The sequence below is a fragment of the Bradyrhizobium sp. Ken51 genome (genome assembly GCF_055807435.1).
On record NZ_JBVVPB010000006.1, the window covers coordinates 175,858 to 198,112 of the forward strand.

The 22,255-nt window shown below is 64.3% G+C and carries 21 protein-coding genes; 14 read left to right on the top strand and 7 right to left on the bottom strand.

Translation table 11 applies throughout. The features are described 5' to 3' along the window. Nucleotides 1–27 precede the first annotated feature (27 nt). Both AC0L27_RS13550 and AC0L27_RS13555 read left to right on the top strand, forming a co-directional pair. Entirely contained in the window at nt 28–1,335 is a 1,308-nt protein-coding gene (locus tag AC0L27_RS13550; protein WP_354208544.1) for an adenylate/guanylate cyclase domain-containing protein, read from the top strand. Between the two features lie 238 nt (nt 1,336–1,573). Further along, nucleotides 1,574–2,488, top strand: a complete 915-nt coding sequence (locus AC0L27_RS13555) for a PhzF family phenazine biosynthesis protein (RefSeq protein ID WP_354208545.1) — start codon at nt 1,574–1,576, stop codon at nt 2,486–2,488. Nucleotides 2,489–2,710: 222 nt separating this feature from the next. Here AC0L27_RS13555 and AC0L27_RS13560 read toward each other — a convergent pair whose 3' ends face one another. Together AC0L27_RS13560 and AC0L27_RS13565 are read right to left on the bottom strand one after the other, a co-directional pair. After that, nucleotides 2,711–3,172 carry a DUF488 domain-containing protein gene (locus AC0L27_RS13560; protein ID WP_354208546.1) on the bottom strand — a complete coding sequence of 154 codons (462 nt, stop codon included), beginning with the start codon at nt 3,170–3,172 and terminating at the stop codon, nt 2,711–2,713. A gap of 22 nt (nt 3,173–3,194) precedes the next feature. Next, nucleotides 3,195–4,016: a DUF72 domain-containing protein gene (locus AC0L27_RS13565; RefSeq protein WP_354208547.1), complete on the bottom strand. Its 822-nt coding sequence runs from the start codon at nt 4,014–4,016 to the stop codon at nt 3,195–3,197. A gap of 117 nt (nt 4,017–4,133) precedes the next feature. On the opposite strand from AC0L27_RS13565, the gene AC0L27_RS13570 reads away from it, so the two are divergent. From AC0L27_RS13570 to AC0L27_RS13585, 4 genes are all read left to right on the top strand, one after another. Continuing rightward, nucleotides 4,134–4,514, top strand: a complete 381-nt coding sequence (locus AC0L27_RS13570; protein ID WP_354208548.1) for a hypothetical protein — start codon at nt 4,134–4,136, stop codon at nt 4,512–4,514. An 89-nt stretch (nt 4,515–4,603) separates the two neighbouring features. After that, nucleotides 4,604–4,807 (top strand): hypothetical protein, encoded by a 204-nt coding sequence (locus tag AC0L27_RS13575; protein WP_354058373.1) that lies wholly within the window; start codon nt 4,604–4,606, stop codon nt 4,805–4,807. Between the two features lie 259 nt (nt 4,808–5,066). After that, nucleotides 5,067–6,200: a glycosyltransferase family 2 protein gene (locus tag AC0L27_RS13580; RefSeq protein WP_354208550.1), complete on the top strand. Its 1,134-nt coding sequence runs from the start codon at nt 5,067–5,069 to the stop codon at nt 6,198–6,200. 6 nt (nt 6,201–6,206) lie between these two features. Beyond that, on the top strand, nt 6,207–7,709 hold the full coding sequence (locus AC0L27_RS13585; protein ID WP_354208552.1) for a glycosyltransferase family 39 protein: 1,503 nt from the start codon (nt 6,207–6,209) through the stop codon (nt 7,707–7,709). 26 nt (nt 7,710–7,735) lie between these two features. Here AC0L27_RS13585 and AC0L27_RS13590 read toward each other — a convergent pair whose 3' ends face one another. Together AC0L27_RS13590 and AC0L27_RS13595 are read right to left on the bottom strand one after the other, a co-directional pair. After that, nucleotides 7,736–9,625 carry a CHASE2 domain-containing protein gene (locus tag AC0L27_RS13590; RefSeq protein ID WP_354208553.1) on the bottom strand — a complete coding sequence of 630 codons (1,890 nt, stop codon included), beginning with the start codon at nt 9,623–9,625 and terminating at the stop codon, nt 7,736–7,738. A 119-nt stretch (nt 9,626–9,744) separates the two neighbouring features. Further along, nucleotides 9,745–10,266 (bottom strand): FecR domain-containing protein, encoded by a 522-nt coding sequence (locus AC0L27_RS13595; RefSeq protein ID WP_354208554.1) that lies wholly within the window; start codon nt 10,264–10,266, stop codon nt 9,745–9,747. A gap of 653 nt (nt 10,267–10,919) precedes the next feature. On the opposite strand from AC0L27_RS13595, the gene AC0L27_RS13600 reads away from it, so the two are divergent. Beyond that, nucleotides 10,920–11,993: a DUF2778 domain-containing protein gene (locus tag AC0L27_RS13600; protein ID WP_473319426.1), complete on the top strand. Its 1,074-nt coding sequence runs from the start codon at nt 10,920–10,922 to the stop codon at nt 11,991–11,993. Nucleotides 11,994–12,067: 74 nt separating this feature from the next. Here AC0L27_RS13600 and AC0L27_RS13605 read toward each other — a convergent pair whose 3' ends face one another. Continuing rightward, nucleotides 12,068–12,892, bottom strand: coding sequence for an SDR family NAD(P)-dependent oxidoreductase (locus AC0L27_RS13605; RefSeq protein ID WP_473319427.1), 825 nt, complete (start codon nt 12,890–12,892; stop codon nt 12,068–12,070). A gap of 22 nt (nt 12,893–12,914) precedes the next feature. Next, the gene (locus AC0L27_RS13610) at nt 12,915–13,748 is read right to left on the bottom strand and encodes a MurR/RpiR family transcriptional regulator (RefSeq protein ID WP_275170140.1); all 834 of its coding nucleotides are present in this window, start codon (nt 13,746–13,748) and stop codon (nt 12,915–12,917) included. A 136-nt stretch (nt 13,749–13,884) separates the two neighbouring features. On the opposite strand from AC0L27_RS13610, the gene AC0L27_RS13615 reads away from it, so the two are divergent. From AC0L27_RS13615 to AC0L27_RS13645, 7 genes are all read left to right on the top strand, one after another. Beyond that, nucleotides 13,885–15,177, top strand: a complete 1,293-nt coding sequence (locus AC0L27_RS13615) for an ABC transporter substrate-binding protein (RefSeq protein WP_354208557.1) — start codon at nt 13,885–13,887, stop codon at nt 15,175–15,177. A gap of 105 nt (nt 15,178–15,282) precedes the next feature. Beyond that, entirely contained in the window at nt 15,283–16,203 is a 921-nt protein-coding gene (locus AC0L27_RS13620; protein ID WP_473319429.1) for a branched-chain amino acid ABC transporter permease, read from the top strand. A 5-nt stretch (nt 16,204–16,208) separates the two neighbouring features. Continuing rightward, nucleotides 16,209–17,252: a branched-chain amino acid ABC transporter permease gene (locus tag AC0L27_RS13625; protein ID WP_354208558.1), complete on the top strand. Its 1,044-nt coding sequence runs from the start codon at nt 16,209–16,211 to the stop codon at nt 17,250–17,252. Continuing rightward, nucleotides 17,249–17,992, top strand: coding sequence for an ABC transporter ATP-binding protein (locus tag AC0L27_RS13630; protein ID WP_275170144.1), 744 nt, complete (start codon nt 17,249–17,251; stop codon nt 17,990–17,992). The genes AC0L27_RS13625 and AC0L27_RS13630 overlap by 4 nt, the downstream gene beginning before the upstream one ends. Then, on the top strand, nt 17,989–18,690 hold the full coding sequence (locus AC0L27_RS13635; RefSeq protein ID WP_275170145.1) for an ABC transporter ATP-binding protein: 702 nt from the start codon (nt 17,989–17,991) through the stop codon (nt 18,688–18,690). Before AC0L27_RS13630 ends, AC0L27_RS13635 begins: the two co-directional genes overlap by 4 nt. Further along, the gene (locus tag AC0L27_RS13640; RefSeq protein ID WP_275170146.1) at nt 18,691–19,350 is read left to right on the top strand and encodes an ATP-binding cassette domain-containing protein; all 660 of its coding nucleotides are present in this window, start codon (nt 18,691–18,693) and stop codon (nt 19,348–19,350) included. A gap of 12 nt (nt 19,351–19,362) precedes the next feature. Further along, nucleotides 19,363–20,799, top strand: a complete 1,437-nt coding sequence (locus tag AC0L27_RS13645; protein WP_473319431.1) for an NAD-dependent succinate-semialdehyde dehydrogenase — start codon at nt 19,363–19,365, stop codon at nt 20,797–20,799. A gap of 18 nt (nt 20,800–20,817) precedes the next feature. Here AC0L27_RS13645 and AC0L27_RS13650 read toward each other — a convergent pair whose 3' ends face one another. After that, entirely contained in the window at nt 20,818–22,164 is a 1,347-nt protein-coding gene (locus tag AC0L27_RS13650; RefSeq protein ID WP_354208560.1) for a caspase family protein, read from the bottom strand. Nucleotides 22,165–22,255: the final 91 nt, after the last annotated feature.

The following is a 22,255-nucleotide window of genomic DNA, read 5'->3' on the forward strand; positions in this document are numbered from 1 at the left end:
AGATGCCGCTGGAATCAAGGGGGCAGGATGGTCAGTTTTGCGAGCAGGAAGGCCCGGCAGCATGCCGTCATGTCCGAGGACTTCGAGCGCGAGCTGACGCGCGAAGTGCTGCGTACCGAGCTCGTACGGGTGAGGGCGCTGATCACGACGGGCTGCGTCATCGTCGTGTTCCTCACCGCGATCTATCTCGTCGATTCCTCCGTGGTGCAGCGGGTCTGGCGGGGCACGGAGGGGCTTGCCGAGGTTTATGGTCTCTTGACCGGCTTCATCCTGTTCGAGGTCTGGGTCCATAGCCAGATCAGGCGAAACCTCAAGCTCGACCGCGATCTGCCGGTGATCCGGCGCTATATCGGTGCGCTGATCGAGACCTCGCTGCCGACCGTCATCCTGATCCTGCAGATCCGCAGCATGGGTGCGAGCCAGGCGCTCGGCTTCGTCGTGCCGCTGATCTATTTCATTTTCGTCATCCTCTCGACCCTGCGGCTCGACTTCTGGCTGTCCACCTTCACCGGCTTCGTTGCTGCGGGTGAGCTGCTCACCGTGGCGCTGATCTTCGACCCCGTCAGCGGGAGCGGCGAGCCGCAGATCTATTTCCACGCGGTGCGAAGCACCATCATCCTGATCTGTGGCGTGCTTGCAGGCGCGGTCGGTGCGCAGCTCCGGCGCCAGTTCGCCGCGAGCATTGCGGCAGCGACCGCGCGCGACCGGGTGACCAACCTGTTCGGCCAGCACGTTTCCCCTCAGGTGGTGGAGCGGCTGATGGCGGCGGGGACGAGCGCCGCCGGCGACCTCCGCCGCGTCGCCGTGATGTTCGTCGATTTCCGAGGCTTCACCACGGGCGCGCAGTCGCGCACCCCGCAGGAGGTGGTCGATAGGCTCGACGGTGCCTTCGCCGTTCTCGTCGACATTCTCGACCGCGAGGGCGGCATCGTGAACAAGTTTCTGGGCGACGGCTTTCTTGCCCTGTTCGGCGCCCCGCTCGAGACCTCCGACGCCGCGCACCGCGCGGTCGCCGCGGGCCGCGAGATGCTGACCGCGATGGAGCGCATCAACGCGCAGACGAGCTGGCCGCTCAGAATCGGAATCGGCATCCATTTCGGCGAGGTCGTCGCCGGCAATATTGGCTCACCCCGGCGCAAGGAATACACCGTCATCGGAGACACCGTGAACTTCGCCTCCCGGCTGGAGGCGCTGAACAAGGAGTTCGGCTCGCAGCTCCTGATCTCCGCGGCCGTCCGCGAGGCGCTGGGCGAGGACGGCAGCGATGCCGTCGCGCTCGGCGAGGTCGAGGTACGCGGCTATCAGCAGAAGGTGGCGGTGTTTCAATTGGGATAGCGCGCCTTCAAATGCGGGTCGCGCTTCGTTGAAGTGGGTCGCGCTTCGCTGAAGGCGCGTGATGAACTATCACTGCTAGCCTGGTCTTGCATTGTAGAAGCCGCTTCTCGGCTTCACGCACGTCATCGCGATTGCTCCGATTGCACCGAATATTGGGGCATGACGAGCGATGTCGTCGGCTTGTAGACTGCCGGCGATGCGGCCGGTTGCGGCCGCGACTTGCATGAGGAAGCGAAAGATGCAGCGCCGCTACATCACCGTCGACGTGTTCACCGACCGTGCCTTCGGCGGCAACCAGCTCGCCGTGGTGCTCGATGCCGGCGGGTTGTCGACCGCGCAAATGCAGTCGGTCGCGACCGAGTTCAACTATTCCGAGACGACCTTCGTGCTGCCGCCGCGCGACAACGCGAATGATGCCGAGGTGCGCATCTTCACGCCTGTCAGGGAGCTTCCTTTCGCTGGCCATCCCAATGTCGGTACCGCCTTCGTGCTGGCGACGATCGCGAAGGAGCCGAAGCCGCGCCTGCGGTTCGAGGAGAAGGCGGGGCTGGTGCCGGTCGATATCTCGCGAGAGCAGGGCCGCGTGATCAGCACCGAGCTCACCGCACCGCAGCCTTTGGCGCGCCTGTCGCAATTGTCTGCCGCTGATGCCGCAAGCTGCATCTCGCTCAGTGCAGACGACATCAAGGTCGACCGTCACGCGCCGCAGGTCGTCAGTGTTGGAACGCCGTTTCTGGTGATTGAGCTGCACTCGCGCGATGCGCTCGAGCGGGCCAGGCCCGACGCGGCGGCCTTCGGCAAGGTGTTTCCGTGCGACGGCGCGTTCGCGGCGTGGTTCTATACGCGCGATGTGCCCGCAGCGGAGGCGCCGTGCGAGCGGCAGGCGCGCATGTTCATGCGCGGCGCCAGCGGCCTCGCCGAAGATCCCGCCACCGGCAGCGCCACGGTTGCCGCAGCCGCGCTGTTCGCCGAGCTCGATGCCACGCGCGACGGCGAGTTGAAGCTCACGGTTGGGCAGGGTTTTGACATGGGCCGGCCGAGCATCCTGCAGACGCGCGTGCGCAAGCAGGACGGCAAGATCGTCTCCGCTCATGTCGGCGGGCGTTGCGTGCAGATGATGGAAGGGACGTTTAGGCTGGCGGGAGAGGGATAGGCTTTCGCCATTCGCCGTTTTAGTTGTGCACTACGCACCGAAGTTAGAACCGTCATCCTGAGGCGCGAGCTCTTGCGAGCCTCGAAGGATGAACGGCCGAGGTGCGATCTCCGCGGCACGCCGTCGTCCTTCGAGGGCCGCTGAAGAAGCGGCCACCTCAGGATGACGGCTACGGATAGAGTCGTCGTCCTTCTGCTCAAGCGGACGGTACACGAACGACCGCTACACCTGCCGCCCCGCCAAATTCTTCACCGCCACGCCATCCCGATCCTCGATGATCTCCGCAATCATCTGGCGGTGGCAATGGGTGTGGTCACGCTCGTAGCAGAGCAGGCAGACGGGACCGGCTTTCTTCACCAGTGCCGAGAGCTCGTCCATCTGCTCGCGGGCCTCCGGCGTCTTCAGGTGCTTTGAGAAAATCTTCTCCAGCACATCGTATTGCCCGCTGCGGGCGGCGAGGCGGCCTTCCTTGGGCGTTCCGAGCGCCGCGAGGTGGACATAGGCGATGCCGCGTTCATCGAGGCCCGCGGACAACTGCTTCTTGGAAAAGCCGGGTCGGCGCGATGACGTCACCGCGCGCACGTCGACGACGAGCTTGACGCCGGATTGCTCCAGCTCGTCGAGTACGGCCTTTGGCGGCGTCTGCTCATAGCCGATGGTGAAGAGCTTTTTGGCCTTTGCCATGAGACACCTTTAGCGAAACACCTCAACTCACTCGTGCGATCAGTTCCATCGCGCCGGCCGGCGCGCGCACCTTGCCCTCGTGGATGACATAGGCGAACACGTTGCGCGGCTCCTTCTTTGGCTTGGCCTTGTCGACCTTCGGCAGGTCGTCGGGTTCACTTCCCTCGGCCCAGTCCTGAAAGCGCTTGGCCCAGGCATCGAGCTGTTTCGGTGGATAGCACGTCTTGATCTCGTCGTTGCCCTTTTGAAGCCGGGCATAGACGAAATCGCCGGCGACGTCGGCGATCGCTGGATATTTGCCGTGCTCGGCGAACACGACGGGCGTCTCGAATTCGCGGATCAGCGTGACGAAGTCCGGCGTGCAGAAACTGTCGTGACGGACCTCGACGACATGGCGCAGCGCGCGTCCCTCGAGCTTGCGCGGCAACAGCTCGAGGAATTTGCCGAAATCGGCGCCGTCGAATTTTTTGGTCGGCGCGAACTGCCACAGCACCGGCCCAAGATGATCGCCGAGTTCCAGCACGCCGGAATCATAGAAACGCTTGATGGAATCCCCGGCCTCGGCCAGCACGCGCCGGTTGGTGGCGAAGCGCGGCCCCTTGACCGAGAACACGAAACCATCAGGCACCTCGCTCGCCCATTTGCGAAAGCTCTCCGGTTTCTGCGAGCCGTAATAGGTGCCGTTGATCTCGATCGAGGTCAGCTTCGAGGCGGCGTAGGACAGCTCCTTGGCTTGCGTGAGCTTCTCCGGATAGAACACGCCGCGCCAAGGCTCGAAGGTCCAGCCGCCGATGCCGATGAAGATGTTGCCGGATTTTTTGGACGCGGTTTTTGCTTTGGCCACGGGAGGATCTCGGATGACGGGAGGAGGGCCTCCATCCTAATCAAACCAGTTGTGATTGGCCAGTTGCGACGTCCCGTCTAAGCTCGCGACGGGATCTGCGAAAAAATGGAGAACAAGATGCGGATGCTGATGGTGGGAGCGGCGCTCGTCATGATGACATCTGCTGCCATGATATCTTCAGTCATGGCCGACGATGACGATGCCAAGGGTGCGCAGAAGCTCGCCATGCAGGGCCGCGACGATTATTGGCATTGCCTGGCGCGGGAATATTCGCGCGACGGCAATCAGGGCCTGTCGGAACAGGACTTTGGCCGCTCCGTCGCCGGAGCCTGTCCGTCGGAGCGGCAATATTACCGGGTGGCACTGCTCGATTATCTCACCACGCAATATCCGGCTATCGAAGCCGGCGCCCATCTCGCGACCGCGAACAGGGCGGTGGAGGCGGCCCAGAAGGACATCGTGACGGCCTTCGTCAAGCACAAGCCGCCGCAGAAATAGCCCATTGAACCGGTGCGTCCGGCAAGCCCTTCCGGCAGCGCGCTCATCCATGGTATCACTGGGCGCATCTGGAACAGGGATGGGTTTCCATGTCGTCTGAGTCGGTGGGGGGCATTTTGGGCGTGATCGTCGCGGCGATCGTGCTTGCGGTCGCCGTCGTCTTTGGGCCGATCGGCCAGTACGGCAAGCCGCCCAAACCTGCGAAGGCCGAGCCGGCCGGGGCTGCGGCGCCGGCGGCCCCTGCCGCGCCCGTGCCGCGAGGGCCGGTGATCAAGGAAGTCCCGAACCAGTAAGGGTGTGAAAAAGGCCTCTTTCGCCCCTTGTAAAGCGGCGTTGCCGTTCCCATTTAGCTTCTAACGGCGACGTTGAGCGAAAAACTCCGGCGCTGGAACGACCTTGGAATAGCACAGGCTGCGCCGGATGTACGCGCGGCCCGCCGTTCCGGGGTCGTTGGCATTTTTGGGCCCCTTTTGGGCCGCTCCCCCAGAGAACCCCCGGCTTGCTAGCGCAAGTTCTTGGCAGCACAGGACGCGGCGGATATACGCTGCCGTCATGAATGAAGCGATCAGACCGGGCTCCGACATCCCACAGGCGGCCTCACCGGCGCCGGAATTGTCGGTCGTCGTCCCGACCTTCAACGAACGCGACAATGTCACGGTGCTGTACCGGCGGCTGGAGGCAGTGCTGGCCGGCATCGCCTGGGAGGTCGTGTTCGTCGACGATAATTCGCCTGACGGCACCTGGGACGTCGTGCGCGCGCTGGCCCAGCGCGACAGCCGCGTGCGCTGTGTCCGCCGCATTGGCCGCCGCGGCCTGTCGGGGGCCTGCATCGAGGGCATCCTGGCCTCCAGCGCGCCCTATGCGGCCGTGATCGACGCCGACCTTCAGCACGACGAGACGCAGCTGCCGAAGATGCTGTCGCTGCTCGCGAGCGGGCAGGCCGAGCTCGTGGTCGGCAGCCGCTACATCGAGGGCTACAAGAGCGAAGGCTTCAACAAGCAGCGCGCCGGCGCCAGTGCATTGGCGACCGAGGTCGCTAGGAAGATGCTGCGGGTCGAGATCGCCGATCCCATGAGCGGCTTCTTCATGGTTCGCCGCGACCGTTTCGAGCAGCTCGCGCCGAAACTTTCCGTGCATGGCTTCAAGATCCTGCTCGACCTCGTCGCGAGCGCGAACGGCAGCTTGCGCGCCATCGAAATTCCCTACACCTTCGGCGAGCGCCAGCACGGCGAAAGCAAGCTCGATTCCATGGTCGCGCTGGATTTTCTCGGCCTGGTGCTGGCGAAGTTCACCAATGATGCTGTCTCGTTACGCTTCCTGCTGTTCGCGATGGTCGGCGGGATCGGCCTCGTGGTGCATCTCACCACCCTGTTCATATCGCTCGAGCTGTTCAAGGAGCCGTTCGCGGAAGCGCAGGCCTCCGGCGCCATCGTCGCGATGACCAGCAATTTCGTCCTCAACAACTTCCTCACCTATCGCGACCAGCGGCTGAAGGGCTTTGCGCTGTTGCGCGGCCTGATCGCGTTCTACATCGTGTGCAGCGTCGGCCTGCTCGCCAATGTCGGGGTCGCCTTCTCGGTCTACGACCAGGAGCCGATCTGGTGGCTTGCGGGTGCGGCCGGGGCGCTGATGGGCGTGGTGTGGAACTACGCGATGTCCGGACTGTTCGTCTGGCGCAAGAAGTAACTCTCGATGGGCGGGGCTGACGCGCGGATCGTCCGCAATACGGTGCTGGTGATCCTTGCGCTGGTCGGCTTGCGGCTCGTCGCAGCCGCCTTCACGCCGATCACCTTCGACGAAGCCTATTACTGGATGTGGTCGCAGAACCTCGCCGGGGGATATTACGACCACCCGCCGATGGTTGCCTACGTCATCCGCGTCGGCACCATGATCGCGGGTAATACCGAACTCGGCGTGCGCCTGGTCTCGATCCTGCTCGCGCTCCCGATGAGCTACGCGGTCTATCGCTCCGCCGTGATCCTGATCGGCGGCACGCGGGTGGCGGCGACCAGCGCCATCCTGCTCAACGTGACGCTGCTGGCCTCGGTCGGCACGCTGATCGTCACGCCCGATGCACCGCTTCTGGTTGCCTCCAGCTTCGTGCTGTTCTTTCTCGCCAAGGTGCTGGAGAGCGGCCGCGGCGTCTGGTGGCTCGCGGTCGGCGCAGCCGTCGGCGCAGCGCTACTGTCGAAATACACCGCGATGTTCTTCGGGCTGGCGATCCTGATCTGGCTCGTGACCGTGCCGAAACTGCGGCACTGGTTTCTCTCGCCGTGGCCGTATCTCGGCGGCCTCGTTGCGCTCGCGCTGTTCTCGCCGGTGATTCTCTGGAATGCCGATCATCAATGGGTCTCGTTCGCAAAGCAGCTCGGGCGCGCCAGGATCGAGGATTTTCGTCCGGTCTTCATTGCCGAGCTGATCCCGACCCAGATCGCGTTCGCAACCCCGCTGGTGTTTATCCTCGGCGCGATGGGGCTGCACGCGCTGACCTGGCGCCGGGCCGGCGCGCTGGCCTCGCGCGTGCTGATCGAGACGATGTTCTGGACCATCGTCGTCTATTTCGTCTGGCATTCGCTGCATGCCCGCGTCGAGGCAAACTGGTTCGCGCCGGTCTATCCGCCTTTCGTCGTCGCCGCGGCCGCCGCCGCCAATCTCGTGCAGTGGAAGCCGCGCCAGCGTCGCCTGGTGGCTTTTTGCCTGCGCTGGGCCGCACCCACCGGGGTCGTGATGTTTGCCGCGCTGATCGTGCAGGCCAATACCGGCTGGCTGTCCGGCTATCGCCGCGATGCGACGGTGCGAAGCGTCGGCGTCGGCTGGCGCGAACTCGCTGCCGAAATTGAAGCGGTGCGCGCCCGCAATGGTGCCACCTGCGTGCTTGCGCCGGACTACGGCACGACCGGCTGGCTCGCCTTCTATCTGCCGCCCGGCAGCTGCGTGGTGCAGCAGAACCAGCGCATCCGCTGGGCCAACATGCCCGAGCCCGATCCAAAACTGCTTGCGGGCAAGCTGATCTATGTCGACGAGCTGCGCTCTGGCGGCCATCCCGCCGTCCACGACCTCTTTGCGAAGGTGACGCAGGTCGCGCAATTGCAGCGCAAGCGCGGCCCGCTCGTGATCGAGACCTACGGCATCGATCTGCTCGAAGGCGCCAAGGGCGACGTGCTGGACCGCTCGCCACCGCCGGAAGCGCGGTAGCTCTTCGTCGGGACGACGGCGAAGGTTCAGTCGATCATCTCGGCCTTGGTCGTGGTCTGGTTCGGCCTGTCTTGGTCGCGCCAGAACCAGACGGTCACGACGCCAGAGCGGCCGCGGACCTGCGTGAGCAGAGGGCCCGACAGAACGCCGTCGGGAGCGCCCTGGAAGTCGGCCGCATCCAGCAGCGTATCGCTGAGCGCGAGCTGCGCGCCGTTCTGGACGGCAACCTCCATCAACCGACTCGCGACGTTGACGGTGTCGCCCGTCGCCGTGATGTGCTGGTGGCTTTCGCCGAGGCGCGAGGCGACGATCGGGCCGAAATGCGCGCCGATCTTGAAGCCGAGCTGATCCCTGATCGCAGGCGGCAACGACGCGATCCAGCGTTCGACGCCGCGGTGCAGGTCGATCGCGCATTTCAGCGCGCGTGCGGCGTCGTCGGGCGTTGCGCCGGGCAGACCGAACAGGATCATGGCGCCGTCGCCGAGAAAGCCGCTGATCATGCCGCCGCAATCGACCGCGGTCTTCTCGATCAGCGCGTGAAACGCTTTCAGAATGTCCTGGAGTTCGCCCGGATCGATCCGCTCGCTGAGCGCCGTGAAGCCAGAGAGATCGATGAAGACCACGGCTGCGTCCTGCCGGACGGGTTTCGACAGGAAATTCGGATCGCGCGCCAGCCACTCCTGCACGGCCGGCGCCTGGAATTGCGCGAGCGACCGGCTCTTGGCCGCGAAATATTGCGTGCGGCGGCCTCCCGCCCACAATTGCACGCCGGCAAAGACCGCAACCGGCGGTACCGCTGCGGCGAGCGTGGTTGCGGCGTTCAGCCAGACGCCGTGGGTGAACGCGAACAGATTGAAGCCGGCCCAGGCGATCATCACCGCGGCCGCCGCGACGATGCCGAGCGCGCTGCGCCGCCAGGCGAGCAGGCCGACCAGCAGCATCGGCAACAGGATCGCGATCAGCGCGTCGGCGATGTGGACCTTGCGGTCGCGCACGATGCTGTCGCCGGCGACGAGGTGGGTGATCGCGGTGGAGACCACTTCGACGCCGGGCATCAGGGAATCGAATGGCGTCGGGTAGAAATCACCGCCGCCGGCGACCGAGGCGCCGATCACGACGATGCGGTTCTCGATCGCGGAGCGTTTGAGCGTGCCGTCGAAGACGCTCTGCGCGCTGACGGTGCGGATGGTCCGGCGCGGCCCGTAATAGGTAATCGGCAGCGCGAAGTCGCTATCGGTGGGCACCGCGCGGTCGCCGAGCATCAGATGGTCCGGCGCGATCGTCAACGACTTGTCGAGCGCCCGCGCCGCGACCCGCAACGGGAATGACAGCTCGACCTTGTCGCTGGTCCGGAACAGCATCGGCACCGAGAGCGGCGAACCCGATTGTCCGGTCGCAACGTTGACGACGCCGACCTCGGCATGATCGGCGAACGCCGGCAAGGGCAGCAGGAAGCGCTCGGCCTGCGGCAGGGCGGCGAGGGGGCCTTGGCCGCTAGTCTCCACGCTCTCGCTGGCGGACGGGAAGATCGCCGCGGCGGCAAGCACCATGGGACCCGTAGCCAGCGTATTTGCCAGTGTGGCGTCGCCGATCGCAGCGCTGCGGTCGACCAGGAGCAGGTCGATAGCGACGACCTTCGGCTTGAACTGCACGATGGTGTCGACGACGCGGGCGAGATCGGCGCGCGGCAGCGGATAGCTGCCGCCGCGCTTCACGACGGTGTCGTCGATCGCGACAATGGTGACGAGATCGGGCGGAACCTGCACGCCGCGGACCTGTGTCCGCCAATCCGTCAGCGTCGCCTCGAGGCGATCGAGAAAGCGCAGATGACCGTTGGCGTGGCCGGCATAGATGCTCGCGCCCCACAGCCCGGTCAGGACGAGTGCCACCAGGATCTGAACGCGTCGGCTACTCATGTGGTCGTGTTGCAATTTTTTCTATCGTCCAAATGCTGTTCGCCGAGCCCAGGTGACCCGAACTCATTGGCCTGGTCTTATTGACCTAGTCTTATTGACCTAGTCTTATTGGCCTAGTCTTATTGACCGAGCCTTGCCATCAGCGCGTCGACGCGCGGCTGGCCCCATGTCTTGACGGTCAACGGGCCTGTCGCTTCCACATCGACCCCTTGGCCGGGGCCTAAAACGACGCCGCGCCCACGGTTCCTGCGGCTCACGCCGACACGGCCGTCGGCGACGAAGACCGAGGTCTTGGCCTCTGCGACGTCGACCGCCCATTTCGTGCCGCGCACCGCGGCGATCGCTTGCGGCGTCAGCACCTTGAAGGGATTGCCGCCGGGCTTTTTGCGCACCTCGACCAACAGCGCTTTGCTGCTCAACTCCACGGAGTCTATATGTCCGTCGCGGTTTGCGTCCTTAAGTTCAAATCTGGCACCGCTTTCGGCAACGATCGTGATGCCGTTGTCGCAGCGCCAGGTCTGCGTACCGGCAGCGGATGGCGATGCTGTGCAGCCCGCATTGGCAGGCTGCGCGGCCGCGTACCCCATCGCCAAAGACGACCACAGCAGGACGAAAAACCCCGCGTGTGCGATCCCTCTCATGCCAGCCTCCGTTTGCGTGCCAGGCACAGTTCAAGGCGATGTTGATACGGTACCGTATCACACGCAGAGGCTGCTGAAAAGTGCCGGTTGACGTAGCTATTTTCTCGCTGCGGCCTTTTCCAGTGCGGTGCAATCAACTTTCAGTCAGGGCACCGGCTTCCCCTGCGCGGTGTGATGTGGCTGCTGACAACCGCGCTGCGGCTGCGGAGAAGAGGTGCTGTGCGCACCAGCCTCGCGCAACGTTTCCCCGCTATCTTCGGGGTATCGAAGACCACGAAAACGACTTGGTTGGATGGCCTTAGAGATGCGGCCGGAGACGGTCGCCGGCAACGCCAATCCCGCCGAGAATCATAGTTAACAGACGCCCTTAAGTCCGTAGTTCTGCGGGCTTTTTTCTCAAAATAGGACAACCCGAACGGGTTGCCCCACATCTGCCCAAACTTAATCCGCATTTAACTAAAAGTGGCCTTAATGACGCTCCGACCCTCTGCGAGATGCTGTTCCCGGATCGTGACCAGCGGCGCTTCGAAGGGGGACTGAGTGACACCGTTCTGGACGCAAGGCGAATGAGTACGAGTATCGCTGCGCAAGGCATCGCGGCACGAAGGTCCAAAGGATTCTCGAGCACTTCTTATCGGAAGCCTTTCCGGAAAATGACCATCCAAAACGTGCTTGGCGCCGCCGTGATCGGCTGCGTCGTACTTGGCGCCGGCTGGACCATCTACAGCAACATCTTTGCCGTCAGTGTCTATCCGTCCGTCGGCAGCCGCGGCTACGACGAGCCCGTGATCAAGCGCGCGCCCAGGGTCGCGCTGCGCGAGGCCGGTGAGGCCGTCAAGGAAGCCTTTGCGCTCTTGCCCGACCGCTTGCAGGTGGTAGCGCCGATCTCCCGCGAGATGTTCAACGATCGCTTTGCCGCGGCTGCGACCCAAGGCGTGACATCGAATGCGGCGAGCGCCGCACCCGCAACCAGGGTCGCCGAAGCCAAGGACGCGCCGAAGCCGAGCGTGATCGCAAGGGTCGCGGAGGTTCTGAAGCCAGGTCCCGCCAAGATCGCTGACGCTGCGAAGTCCAAGCGCGGCGCTGACGCGCCGGTGCAGCTTGCCTCGGCAGATCCGGCCGAGATCGTGCCGGCGCCTGAGGCGAAGCCAAAATCGATTGCCGATCGCGCCAAGGCTGCGGTGATGTCGATCACCGGACCGCGGCAGTCGATGGTGGACAAACTCTGGGGCAAGCGCGAGCCGTCCGGCGGGCTGCTCGCCTATGCCTCGGCCGACGCCAGTGTGACCGCGTCCATCGCGCCGAGGGAGCAGAACCCCATGCTCGGCGGTTCGGCACCCTATGAGCGCGACACGGCGGTCTACGACATCTCGGCCAAGACGGTTTACTTGCCCGACGGCACCAAGCTCGAGGCGCATTCCGGCCTCGGCTCCAACCTCGACGACCCCCGCTCCTCGCGCGTCCGCATGCGCGGCGTGACGCCGCCGCACATCTACACGCTGAAGCCGCGCGAGGCGCTGTTTCACGGTGTGCCCGCGCTGCGCCTGACCCCGATTGGCGGCGAGAGCGCGATCTACGGCCGCGACGGCCTGCTCGCGCACACCTTCATGCTCGGGCCGAATGGCGATTCAAACGGCTGCGTGTCATTTAAGGATTATTACGCGTTCCTCGACGCCTACCGTAACAAAGGCATCCGCAAGCTCGCGGTGCTGGCGCGGGTGGACTAGGCTCAGTCAATTCGAGATCACGCAAAAGGGCCGCTTGCAGCGGCCCTTTTCTGTTCCGCTTTGCGGGGTGCGTTTCAGCCCGGCCAGCACTGTCCGCCGCCGTCGATCCTCAGTACCTGGCCCGAGACGAAGGCGCCCATGGGACCGGCGAAGAACTCGACAACGCGCGCGACCTCGTCGACGGTTGCGATGCGGTCGAGCGTGTCGGTCTCGACCATTCGGTCGGGGTCCACCGCGCGCGTGCCGAGGAAGCGGCCGGTGCGGGTATCTCCGGGCGCGATGCAGTTGACGGCGATGTCGTAGGGACGGAGCTGGTCGGCCAGGCATCGCGTGTAATGGGTCACGCCGGCCTTCGACACCGCATAGATCGAGCCCTGGGTACGCCCCTTGAAAGCCGCGACCGAGCCAAGCGTGACGATGCGGCCGCGTCGGCGCTCCATCATGCCGCGCGCGACCGCCTGGCATGTCAGGATGGTGCTGAGCAGGTTGCGCTCCAGCACCGCGCGCACATCGGCCTCCTTGATGTTCACTGCATCGTTCGGATCGGGCTTGCCGCCGCCGGCCGCGATATCGCCGCCGGCATTATGCACGAGAATGTCGATCGGCCCGAGTGCCGCCTCGCTCTCCGCGATGACGCGCGCGATGTCCTCGCCCTTGGTGAGATCGCCGAGCACGCGCTGGCTGCGAACGCTGAATTCCCGGCCGATCTCAGCCGCGACCGCGGTGAGGGTGGTGCCCTCGCCATACTCGGCCGGCCCGTTCTCGCGCATGCCGTGGATGGCGACGTCAGCGCCGAGTGCGGCAAGCTTCTCTGCAAACGCGCGGCCGAGCCCGCGCCCCGCGCCGGTCACCAGCGCAACTTTGCCTGCCAGAATCTTGGTGGTGTCATGCGATGTCATGATCTTGTTCCTGTTGAGACTATCAGTCTGCTGCGAGATCGAGGCCGATCGCCAACGCCTGCACGAGGCACATCGGTGCGACAAGTGTGCGTAGCGCGGGCTCAGGCATGTCCTGGATCTCGAACACGACGCTCGCGCCCTCGACGATCGGGCTCAACAGGCTGTCGGTGATGGAGATCGTAGGTACGCCACGCGCGACGAGTTCAGGAAACAGCCGCGCCGTATCCGGATAGTAGTTTCGGAAGCTGATCGCGACCAGCGCGTCGTCTGATGTCGCCGCGTGCGACTGCTCGTGAATGCTGCCGCCAAGACCGTCGAGCAGGACGACGCGCCGTCCGAGCTTGCGCAGCACGTAGGCGAGGTGGATCGCAACCGGAAACGAGCCGCCGAGGCCGAGCAGATAGATGTCACGTGCCTTGGCGAGGATCGCGGTCGCGGCGTCGAGTTCGCGCGCATGAACGGATTGGCTGAGCGTGACCAGCGCCGATTGGGCTTCCGAGACGAAGCGCGACAATACCGCGGCCGGCTGGCGGCCGAGCACTGACTTCTCCTGGCTCTTCATGCGGGCGAGGCGCGACTTGTAGCTTGGCGCGACGCCGGCAACGAGACGGGAGCGGAACACCTGCTGCATCTCGGTGAAGCCGCCGAACCCGAGCGCATGGGCGAAGCGAACGATCGCCGACGGCGGCACCCCTGAGCGCTGCGCCACCTCCGCCACGGTGCCGAGTGCGACATCGGTCGGGTGATCGAGCACGAACTCCGCGATCTGCTGCAGCCGGCCGGACAGTGCCCGGTGCCGCTGCGCAATCGCGCCGCGTAGCTCGTCATAACTCATGGCGCCAGCCGTCTTGTTCATCGAGTCGGATCTCCGGATGGGTCGCCTCTTTAACGGCATTTCACAGGTTGGATCAAATATTCTACTTTACATAACAGATGGAATGAATATTCTAATCTCACAAAAAAGCAAAAGACTTCGAAAACGGGAGGACACGATGAGAGGGCGTCAGATCTCACGGCGAAGCGTTCTGAAGGGCAGCTTGATGGCGAGTGTCATCGGCGGGACCTGTAGCTTCTTTGGGCCGTGGCAGCAGAATCATGCGTGGGCGCAAGGCGCGAAACCGATCAAGCTCGGCCTGACTTGCGATGCCAGCGGTCAATACGGCAACAGCGGCCAGGATGATTTCCGCGGCATCAAGATGGCAATCGACGAGATCAACGCCAAAGGTGGCGTACTCGGGCGCCAGGTCACTTTCATCACCGCGGACACCGAGACGACGCCAGCCACCGGCAGCCGCGTCGCCGAACGCTTCATCACCCGCGAGGACTGCACCATCCTGATCGGCGCGCTGCATTCGGGCGTCGCCAACGCCATCACGCAGGTCGCCAGCAAATACGGTGTGATCTACATGAACACCAATTCCTCCGCGCCGAGCGAAGCCGGGGAGAACTGCTCACGCGTGAAATTCGTCTGGGACGGCAACGGCACCAATTTTTCCAAGGCGTCCGTCAAGAACGCGGTGGACTCCATCGGCAAGAACTGGATGCTGCTCACCAACGATTATGTCTGGGGTCACACGACGTCCGCCGCGACCAGGACTCAGGTCGAGAGCGCCGGCGGCAAGATCATCGACAATCTGCTGGTGCCGCAGAACACCCGCGATTTCACCGCCTATCTCCTTAAGATCCAACAAGCAAAACCCGATGTGGTGGCGACCGCGGTCGGCGGCGACGATATCAAGGCATTGCGCGAGCAGGTGGCGCAGCTCAAGCTCGACGGCAAGCCGGCCTGGATCAACAACCAGCAGGACTGGCCCGATGTGTGGGGCGCGCCCGACAGCCTGTTCGGCGTGTTCGGCACCACCTGGTATCACAAGCTGCCGCTGCCCGGCGTCGCCGAATTCGTCAAGAAGTGGCAGGCTGCCAACAAGGACGGCCCGATCCCGGTGCCGGGCAACGTCTCCTACAACGGCTACATGTCCACGCGCGAACTGCTCCGTGCGATCGAGCGGGCAGGGTCGACCAACAACGTCAAGATCATCAAGGAGCTCGAGAACCTGAAGGTCTCGGCGACCGATCGCATGCAACATTTCGACGCCTACATGGATCCGATGACGCACCAGATGCAGCAGACGATCTATCTGGCCCGGCGCAACGCCAAGCCGGCCGACAACACCGATCTGTTCGAGATCATCAGCTGGACGGAGCCGAAATCCGCCGCCGACGATGCGGCCCCCGGCAAGTGCAAGCTCACGCCCTACGAGCAGGTGCCGACCGTCGACTCCTAGAGACGGTGCGTCACATCGCGTACCGAGCGGCGCGCATCTCGCGCGCCGCGCGCCCGGACCATCGGCGTTCCGGGTGACACACGCCAGTTGCGAGAGCCAAAAACCTTGTTCGACCTTCTTCCGCATCTCCTCAACGGCCTGACGCTCGGCTTGTTGTTCGCGCTGATCGCACTCGGCTTCATGCTCATCGTCGGGCTGATGGAGCAGATCAACCTCGCGCACGGCTCTCTGTTCGCGCTCGGGGCTTATGTCGCCATGCAGCTCACGGGGCCGCGCCCGCCATTGCCGATGGAGCTTGCGAAAGCGTGGCTCGCGTTGCCGCTCGGCTGGCGCTATACCGCCACCTTGATCATCGCGCCTGTGATCGTGAGTCTGGTCGGCATGCTGATCGAGCTCTGCATGCGGCGCACTTATGGCAAGGATCCGCTGTACGGGCTGCTCCTGACCTTCGGCGCCGCGATGGTGATCGAGGAGATGATCCGCCTGGTCTGGGGCACGCGCGACTACGTGCTGCAGGTGCCGTCCGCCATCAATGGCGGCTTCCTCTTCGGCGACCTGATCTGGTCGACCTATCGCTTCTACGCGGCGGGCATCGCGGCCGGGATCATCGGCCTGGTCTGGCTATTGATCGAAAAGACCTCGTTCGGCGCGACGGTCAAGGCCGGCGCTCATGACAGCGAGATCGTCCGTGCACTCGGCATCAACCTGTCACGATTGCGGCTGCTGGTGTTTGTGTTCGGCACGATGCTGGCCGCGATCGCGGGCATCATCGTCGCGCCAATCTGGGGCATTCGCCCGCATATGGGCGTCGATGCCGTCATTCCTGCGTTCCTGGTGATCGTGCTCGGCGGCGTCGGCAGCTTTTGGGGCGCGGTCGTCGCGGGTCTTTTGGTCGGATTGTGCGTCGGCCTTGCCGGCGCCTACGCGTCCGAATGGTCGCTGTTGTCGATGTACATCTTGCTCGTTGCCGTCGTGACGTTCCGCGCGCGCGGCCTCTGGGGCAAGAAGAGCGTGCTCGAGGCCTAAAGGGAATGATTGTGGGATCAAAATCTTCACCGGACGCCGCGCGCCTCGTGACGCCAACGATGCTGGTGCTCTGGTTCGTGCTTGCAACGGTGCCGCTCTGGATCACGCGGATCGGGCTCTATCCCTATCTCGGGATCGAGATCCTGATCTGGTCGCTCTATGCGCTCGCGTTCAACCTGGTGCTGGGCACCGCCGGACTTCCGTCGTTCGGTCATGGTGCCTATTTCGGCATCGGCGCCTATGCGTTCGGTCTCTGCCAGTTCGAATTCGTTGCCAATCTCTGGATATGTCTGATTGCCGCGGCCGCGGTCGCGGGCCTCGCCGGCGTGCTGGTGGCGTTGTTCATCTCGCACAGACGCGGCATCTATTATGCCTTCATGACGATTGCGTTCGGTCAGATCTTCTGGACGCTGGCGATCAAATCGCACCGGATCACCGGCGGCGAAGACGGCCTACTCAAGATCAAGCGGTTGCCGGCCGATTTCGGGCTCGTGTCTTTCGATCTCACTGACAATGTCGCGTTCTACTATTTCGTGCTCGCCGTCTTTGCGATCGGCACCGCCGCATTGTGGCGGCTGGTGAATTCGCCCTATGGCCGCGTGGTCGCTGCGATCAGGCAGAGCGAAGTTCGCGCAAGCCATCTCGGGTATAACGTATGGCTCTACAAGGTCGCGGTCTTTGCGCTGTCGGCTGCCGTCTCGGGCCTTGCCGGCGGATTGTTCGCCATGGCGCAGCTCGCCGCATTCCCCGACGTTATGAGCCTGCATCAATCCGGCTACGTGGTGATGATGACTCTCGTCGGGGGCGGGCTTGTCAGCTTCTGGGGCCCAGTGATCGGGGTGTTTCTCTTCCTCACGGCCCGTGACGTGATCGGCGCGCTGACCAATGCCTGGATGCTCTATTTTGGTCTGCTGTTCATCGCGATCGTGCTGTTCCGCCCCGAAGGCATCGCCGGCGCGATATCGGCTGCCGTGCAGCAGCATTCAATCGGCGCCTTACGGCAGCGCGGTACCTCGGCGATGCGGCTGCTGTTCGGGAGCGGGCGATGAACATGATCGAGGCCTCAGCCGTTCATGTCCGCTTCGGCGATCGCGTCGTGCTGGAAAGCGTCGACCTCGCGGTCGCGGACGGCGAGTTTCACGGTGTGATGGGTCCGAACGGCGCCGGCAAGACCACATTCTTCAATGTCCTTACCGGCCGGGTGAAACCAAACCGCGGTCGAGTCCTGCTCGCCGGCGAGGATGTCACGGGCCTCAGCCCGCACCGCATCGCCACCAAGGGCATCGCCCGCTCGTTTCAGATCATGACACTGTTCGACGAGTTTTCCGCGCGTGACAACGTCATGATGGGCTTGCCCGAGTTTCGCGCCCGCGGCCACGATGTCGCACGCGCGGCGGCGGGCGACAGCCGGTTTGCCGCGAAGTCCTCCGAAGCGCTGGCGGCCGTCGGGCTTGCCGACAAGGGCGACATCCGCGCCAAGGACCTGTCCTATGGCGATCGGCGGGCGCTGGAGATCGCGGTCGCCTTGGCGCAGGCGCCCCGCGTGCTGTGCCTGGACGAGCCGACCTCCGGCCTCGGCTCCGATGGGGTGCAGCGGCTCGCTACCCTGATCGCTCGTCTGAAGGGGCGGCTGACTATCGTCGCCATTGAGCACGATATGGAGTTCCTGTTCTCGTTGGCTGACCGTATCTCGGTCATCCATTGGGGCCAGGTGGTGGCGCGCGGGACGCCACACGAACTGCAGCAGAACGAATGGGTTCGGCGCTCCAATCTCGGGAAATTCGCATGATCCTCGAAGTGGACGCGGTCGATACCTTCTACGGCGAGACCCAGGCGCTGTTCGGCGCATCGCTCGCCATCGAGCGCGCCAAGGTGTTTGCGCTGCTCGGCCCCAACGGCGCCGGCAAGACGACCATGCTCCGCTCGATTCTCGGCCTGACGCGCCCGCGCCGCGGCTCCGTTTGCTTCGACGGTCACGACGTCACGCGCAATCCCACCCACGAGATTGCGCGCGCCGGCATCGGCTGGGTACCCGACGACCGCCGGCTGTGCCCGACATTGACGGTCGCGCGCAACCTGTCGATCGCGCAAAAGCGTACGCGCTTTCGCCACTGGAGCATCAAGGAGGCCGCTGCGATCTTCTCGCCGCTCGAATATCTCATGGAGCGCGACTGCGAAAATCTGTCGGGTGGCGAAATGCAGATGGTGGCGATCGCCCGCGCGCTGGTCGGCTCGCCGGGACTGGTGTTGTTCGACGAGCCGAGCCAGGGACTGGCGCCGAAAATCGTCGGCGACGTGCTCGCGACGATCTTGCGCATGAAGGACGAGGGCATTGCCTCGCTGGTTGTGGAGCAGAACGCCGAGATCGCGCTATCGGTCGCAGATCATGCCGCGGTGATCGATCGCGGCCGGATCGTCTGGACCGGGGAGGCCGCGGCCTTGCGCGATGATCGCGGGCTTCGTCAGCGCTTGCTGGGAGTACAATAAGTGGCCGCACCGCTGCTCGTTCTCGACGACGTTCGGAAGGTTTATACGCGGGGCCGCGTGATCCGCCGACCGACATTCTCGCTACAGGCAAGCCTGTCGCTGGACGAGCCTGAAATCGTCGGTGTCGTCGGCCCGAATGGGGCCGGCAAGACGACCTTATTCGAAATGATGACGGGCTCGAACGCACCGACCTCGGGGCGCGTGCTGGTTGCGGGCACCGATATCCATGGCGTCAAATATCGCGAGCGCGACCGGCTCGCGATCCACTATCACCAGTCGTATCAGGTCCGGCGCTTTCGCAAGCGCATTCCGTCCGCCTTGCTGGCGCCGTCGCCGACCCGGACGCCGCTGGTTCATCTGTTCGATGAACCGCAGTTCAACCTGCAGGATGGCTATATCGGCTTCATGCTCGATTTCTTCCGCAAGCTGCGCGACGAGGGTCGGCTGGTCATTCTCTGCATGCATCCGACGGCGGCCTGGCACCTCGACATCCTCGCCGAGATCGCCGGGCGATTCCTGTTCGTGGCCGGCGGTGGGGTGACACCCATGGCGAATTTCGGCGCTCTCGTCGCAGATCCGCGCTGTCGCTCTTATCTCGGGCCGGAAATGACCAAGGCGGCGGATGCGATTTGTCACGGCGCCGTTCACAGCTCGACCTAAAAGGAGAATCCGTTGGCCTATTCGAACACCCAGCTTTTCATTGGCGGCAAATGGCGACCGGCCCATTCGGGCAAGGTGATCGAGGTGCGCAATCCCGCGACCGAAGAGGTGATCGGGACCGTCGCCCATGCCGGGCGGTCCGACCTCGACGAGGCGCTGGCCGCAGCTGGTGCCGGCTTCAAGATCTGGCGAAACGTTGCCCCCTTCGAGCGCTGCCGCATCATGCGCAAGGCCGCCGCGATCATGCGCGAGCGCAATGACGAGATCGCGCCGCTGCTCACGATGGAGCAGGGTAAGACTGTTGGCGAGGCCAAAATGGAGGCGATGGCCGCCGCCGATGTGATCGAGTGGTTTGCGGAAGAAGCCAAGCGCGCTTATGGCCGGCTGATCCCCGCGCGGGGGCCGGACATCTACCAGCTCGCGATCAAGGAGCCGGTCGGCCCCGTCGCGGCGTTCACGCCCTGGAATTTTCCGATCAATCAGGTCGTGCGCAAGCTCTCCGCCGCTCTCGGCGCCGGCTGCTCGATCATCGTCAAGGCCCCGGAGGAGACGCCGGCCTCGCCCGCACAGCTGATCCGCGCATTTGCGGACGCTGGCGTGCCGGACGGCGTCATCAACCTGGTCTACGGTGTGCCCTCGGAGATCTCCGAATATCTCATTCCGCATGCGGTGATCCGCAAGATCTCGTTCACGGGCTCGACCCATGTCGGCAAGCAGCTCAATGCGCTCGCTGGCCTGCACATGAAGCGCGCCACCATGGAGCTCGGCGGTCATGCGCCCGCGATCGTTTTCAAGGACGCCGACGTCGCATCGGCGGCGAAGATTCTGGCGGCAGCAAAATATCGCAATGCCGGGCAGGTTTGCATCTCGCCGACGCGGATGCTGGTGCAGGATGACGTGTTCCGTGAATTCGTCGACACCTTTGTCGACAGCGCCAAGACATTCAAGGTCGGCAACGGCCTCGATCCCGAATCCAAAATGGGCTCGCTCGCCAATCCGCGCCGCGTCACCGCCATCGAGGGCATGGTGCAGGATGCCGTCGGCAAAGGCGCAAAACTCGAGACCGGCGGCAAACGCGTCGGCAACAAGGGCCATTTCTTCGAGCCGACCGTGGTGAGCGACGTGCCAAAGGATGCGCGTGCCATGAACGAGGAGCCGTTCGGCCCGCTCGCGCTGATCTCGCGCTTCTCGTCGTTCGACGAGGTGGTCGAGGAGGCCAACCGGCTGCCGTTCGGGCTGGCGTCCTATGCCTTCACCAGCTCGGCGAAGACGGCGGCCGCGATCGGTTCGGCGGTCGAAGCCGGCATGATGTCGATCAACAATTTTGGTCTCGCGCTACCCGAAGTGCCGTTCGGCGGCATCAAGGATTCCGGCTACGGCTCGGAAGGCGGCACCGAGGCAATGGAGGGCTATTTCAATACCAAATTCATCAGCCAGAGCGGCGTGTGAACGCCGGACGATGCGCGATCAGCGTTTGACAAAGACGAGGCCGCAGGCGCGTGCCTCGTTGCGCTTGCCGGTGCCGCGGGTGCGATCGAACTGCGCATCGACCGTAAAGGCGTAGGGCGAGCCGGGCGCGAGGTTGTTGAGGGTGTAGGTGCTCGCCCCCGTCGTACCGCGCGCGCTCAAAGTCGTCTTGCCGTCCGCGGGGACCTGACCATCGATCTCCAGGCGGTTGACGGCGCCCTGGCTCTGAGCGTCAGCGTGAAACACGCCGTTCGCGACCGTGGCAGACAGGGCTCGGGTGAAGCCCTGCGCCTTGCCGGTCGGCGGGCAGTTCAACGTCACGTCCCAATTGCCGTCGAAGTCCTTGGTGCTACGGGGATTGCCGGTTGCCGGCGCGAGCGCCACTTTTTGCTTCAGGCCCTCAATCCGCGCCTTGGCAAGCGTGGCGAAGATGCAATTCGGAAATCTCGTGAGATGGTCCTCGTAGGCGCCAAGCGTGCCGATGCCGTCCGCGGCCTTCCAGTGCGCTTCTGCTGCCGCGCAAGGGTCAGCCCGGGGTGCGGCTTGCGGCGCCGCTGGCGCCACCGTGACCGACACCGGTCCGTTCAGGTAGAACTTGCCGATGATCGACAGCGACAGCTCCGGGAGTTGGGTCTTTCCGCTGGAATCGTAGACGTCGCTGCTGATGTCGCGAAAGACCTCGCCGATCTCTTGCGGCTCTTCGATGTGCTTCAGGAACGCCGTCGTATAGGGGCTGTTGCGACCGCTGCCATCGGCCGCGGTCTGCCCGGACTGGGTTGAGAACGACACGATCGTGCCGCGCGGTGCTTCGACTTTCGACAAGCCCCGCCCGATCGAGGCGGCGCGAGTCGCAGAGCGCTTCAGCATGTCGGCCAGTGGATTGTCGCGGCAGGAATCCAGAATGAGGATGCGCAGGTTCTTGGCCTGCTGCAGATCGTTCACGATGTCGTCCACCCGCACGAAGCGCTTCAGGTCGGCTTCGTCGCTCAGCACGGCATCGACAGGCATCAGATAGTTCACGCCGTTGTACTGCATCGCATGGCCGCTGTAGTAGAACATCGCGACGTCGGCCTTGCTCGCGGCGCGCGCGAAGCGGATGGTGAGGTCCTGCATGTCGGCCTGGCGCAGGTCGATGCCCTGGAGCACCTCGAAGCCGCTGCGCTTGAGCGAGGCGGCGACGTCTTCGGCATCGTGCGACGGATTGGGAAGCTTCGCCGTACTGGCATAGGCGCCATTGCCGATCACCAGCGCGACGCGGGTTTCCGCCGATGCAGGTGCAAGGAAAAGCCAGCAGGCCAGGAGGGTGAGGCAAAGTCCGGCCGGGCAAAATCTGGAAAGAGCACGCATGAATGCCTTCCAAGGAAATGTCGAAAAATATCCTTCCAGATTAGCGCATGCCGCGCCGACATCAATGCCCTGCCAGAGAAAACGCCCGGAT

What these genes read in the sequence shown, in the direction of transcription:
- AC0L27_RS13555 (WP_354208545.1), top strand. Translation starts at nt 1,574, where the DNA reads ATGCAGCGCCGCTACATCACCGTCGACGTGTTCACCGACCGTGCCTTC.
- AC0L27_RS13635 (WP_275170145.1), top strand. Translation starts at nt 17,989, where the DNA reads ATGATCCTCGAAGTGGACGCGGTCGATACCTTCTACGGCGAGACCCAG.
- AC0L27_RS13595 (WP_354208554.1), bottom strand. Translation starts at nt 10,266, where the DNA reads ATGAGAGGGATCGCACACGCGGGGTTTTTCGTCCTGCTGTGGTCGTCT.
- AC0L27_RS13610 (WP_275170140.1), bottom strand. Translation starts at nt 13,748, where the DNA reads ATGAACAAGACGGCTGGCGCCATGAGTTATGACGAGCTACGCGGCGCG.
- AC0L27_RS13605 (WP_473319427.1), bottom strand. Translation starts at nt 12,892, where the DNA reads ATGACATCGCATGACACCACCAAGATTCTGGCAGGCAAAGTTGCGCTG.
- AC0L27_RS13560 (WP_354208546.1), bottom strand. Translation starts at nt 3,172, where the DNA reads ATGGCAAAGGCCAAAAAGCTCTTCACCATCGGCTATGAGCAGACGCCG.
- AC0L27_RS13590 (WP_354208553.1), bottom strand. Translation starts at nt 9,625, where the DNA reads ATGAGTAGCCGACGCGTTCAGATCCTGGTGGCACTCGTCCTGACCGGG.
- AC0L27_RS13570 (WP_354208548.1), top strand. Translation starts at nt 4,134, where the DNA reads ATGCGGATGCTGATGGTGGGAGCGGCGCTCGTCATGATGACATCTGCT.
- AC0L27_RS13625 (WP_354208558.1), top strand. Translation starts at nt 16,209, where the DNA reads ATGATTGTGGGATCAAAATCTTCACCGGACGCCGCGCGCCTCGTGACG.
- AC0L27_RS13600 (WP_473319426.1), top strand. Translation starts at nt 10,920, where the DNA reads ATGACCATCCAAAACGTGCTTGGCGCCGCCGTGATCGGCTGCGTCGTA.
- AC0L27_RS13615 (WP_354208557.1), top strand. Translation starts at nt 13,885, where the DNA reads ATGAGAGGGCGTCAGATCTCACGGCGAAGCGTTCTGAAGGGCAGCTTG.
- AC0L27_RS13585 (WP_354208552.1), top strand. Translation starts at nt 6,207, where the DNA reads ATGGGCGGGGCTGACGCGCGGATCGTCCGCAATACGGTGCTGGTGATC.
- AC0L27_RS13630 (WP_275170144.1), top strand. Translation starts at nt 17,249, where the DNA reads ATGAACATGATCGAGGCCTCAGCCGTTCATGTCCGCTTCGGCGATCGC.
- AC0L27_RS13580 (WP_354208550.1), top strand. Translation starts at nt 5,067, where the DNA reads ATGAATGAAGCGATCAGACCGGGCTCCGACATCCCACAGGCGGCCTCA.
- AC0L27_RS13650 (WP_354208560.1), bottom strand. Translation starts at nt 22,164, where the DNA reads ATGCGTGCTCTTTCCAGATTTTGCCCGGCCGGACTTTGCCTCACCCTC.
- AC0L27_RS13550 (WP_354208544.1), top strand. Translation starts at nt 28, where the DNA reads ATGGTCAGTTTTGCGAGCAGGAAGGCCCGGCAGCATGCCGTCATGTCC.
- AC0L27_RS13575 (WP_354058373.1), top strand. Translation starts at nt 4,604, where the DNA reads ATGTCGTCTGAGTCGGTGGGGGGCATTTTGGGCGTGATCGTCGCGGCG.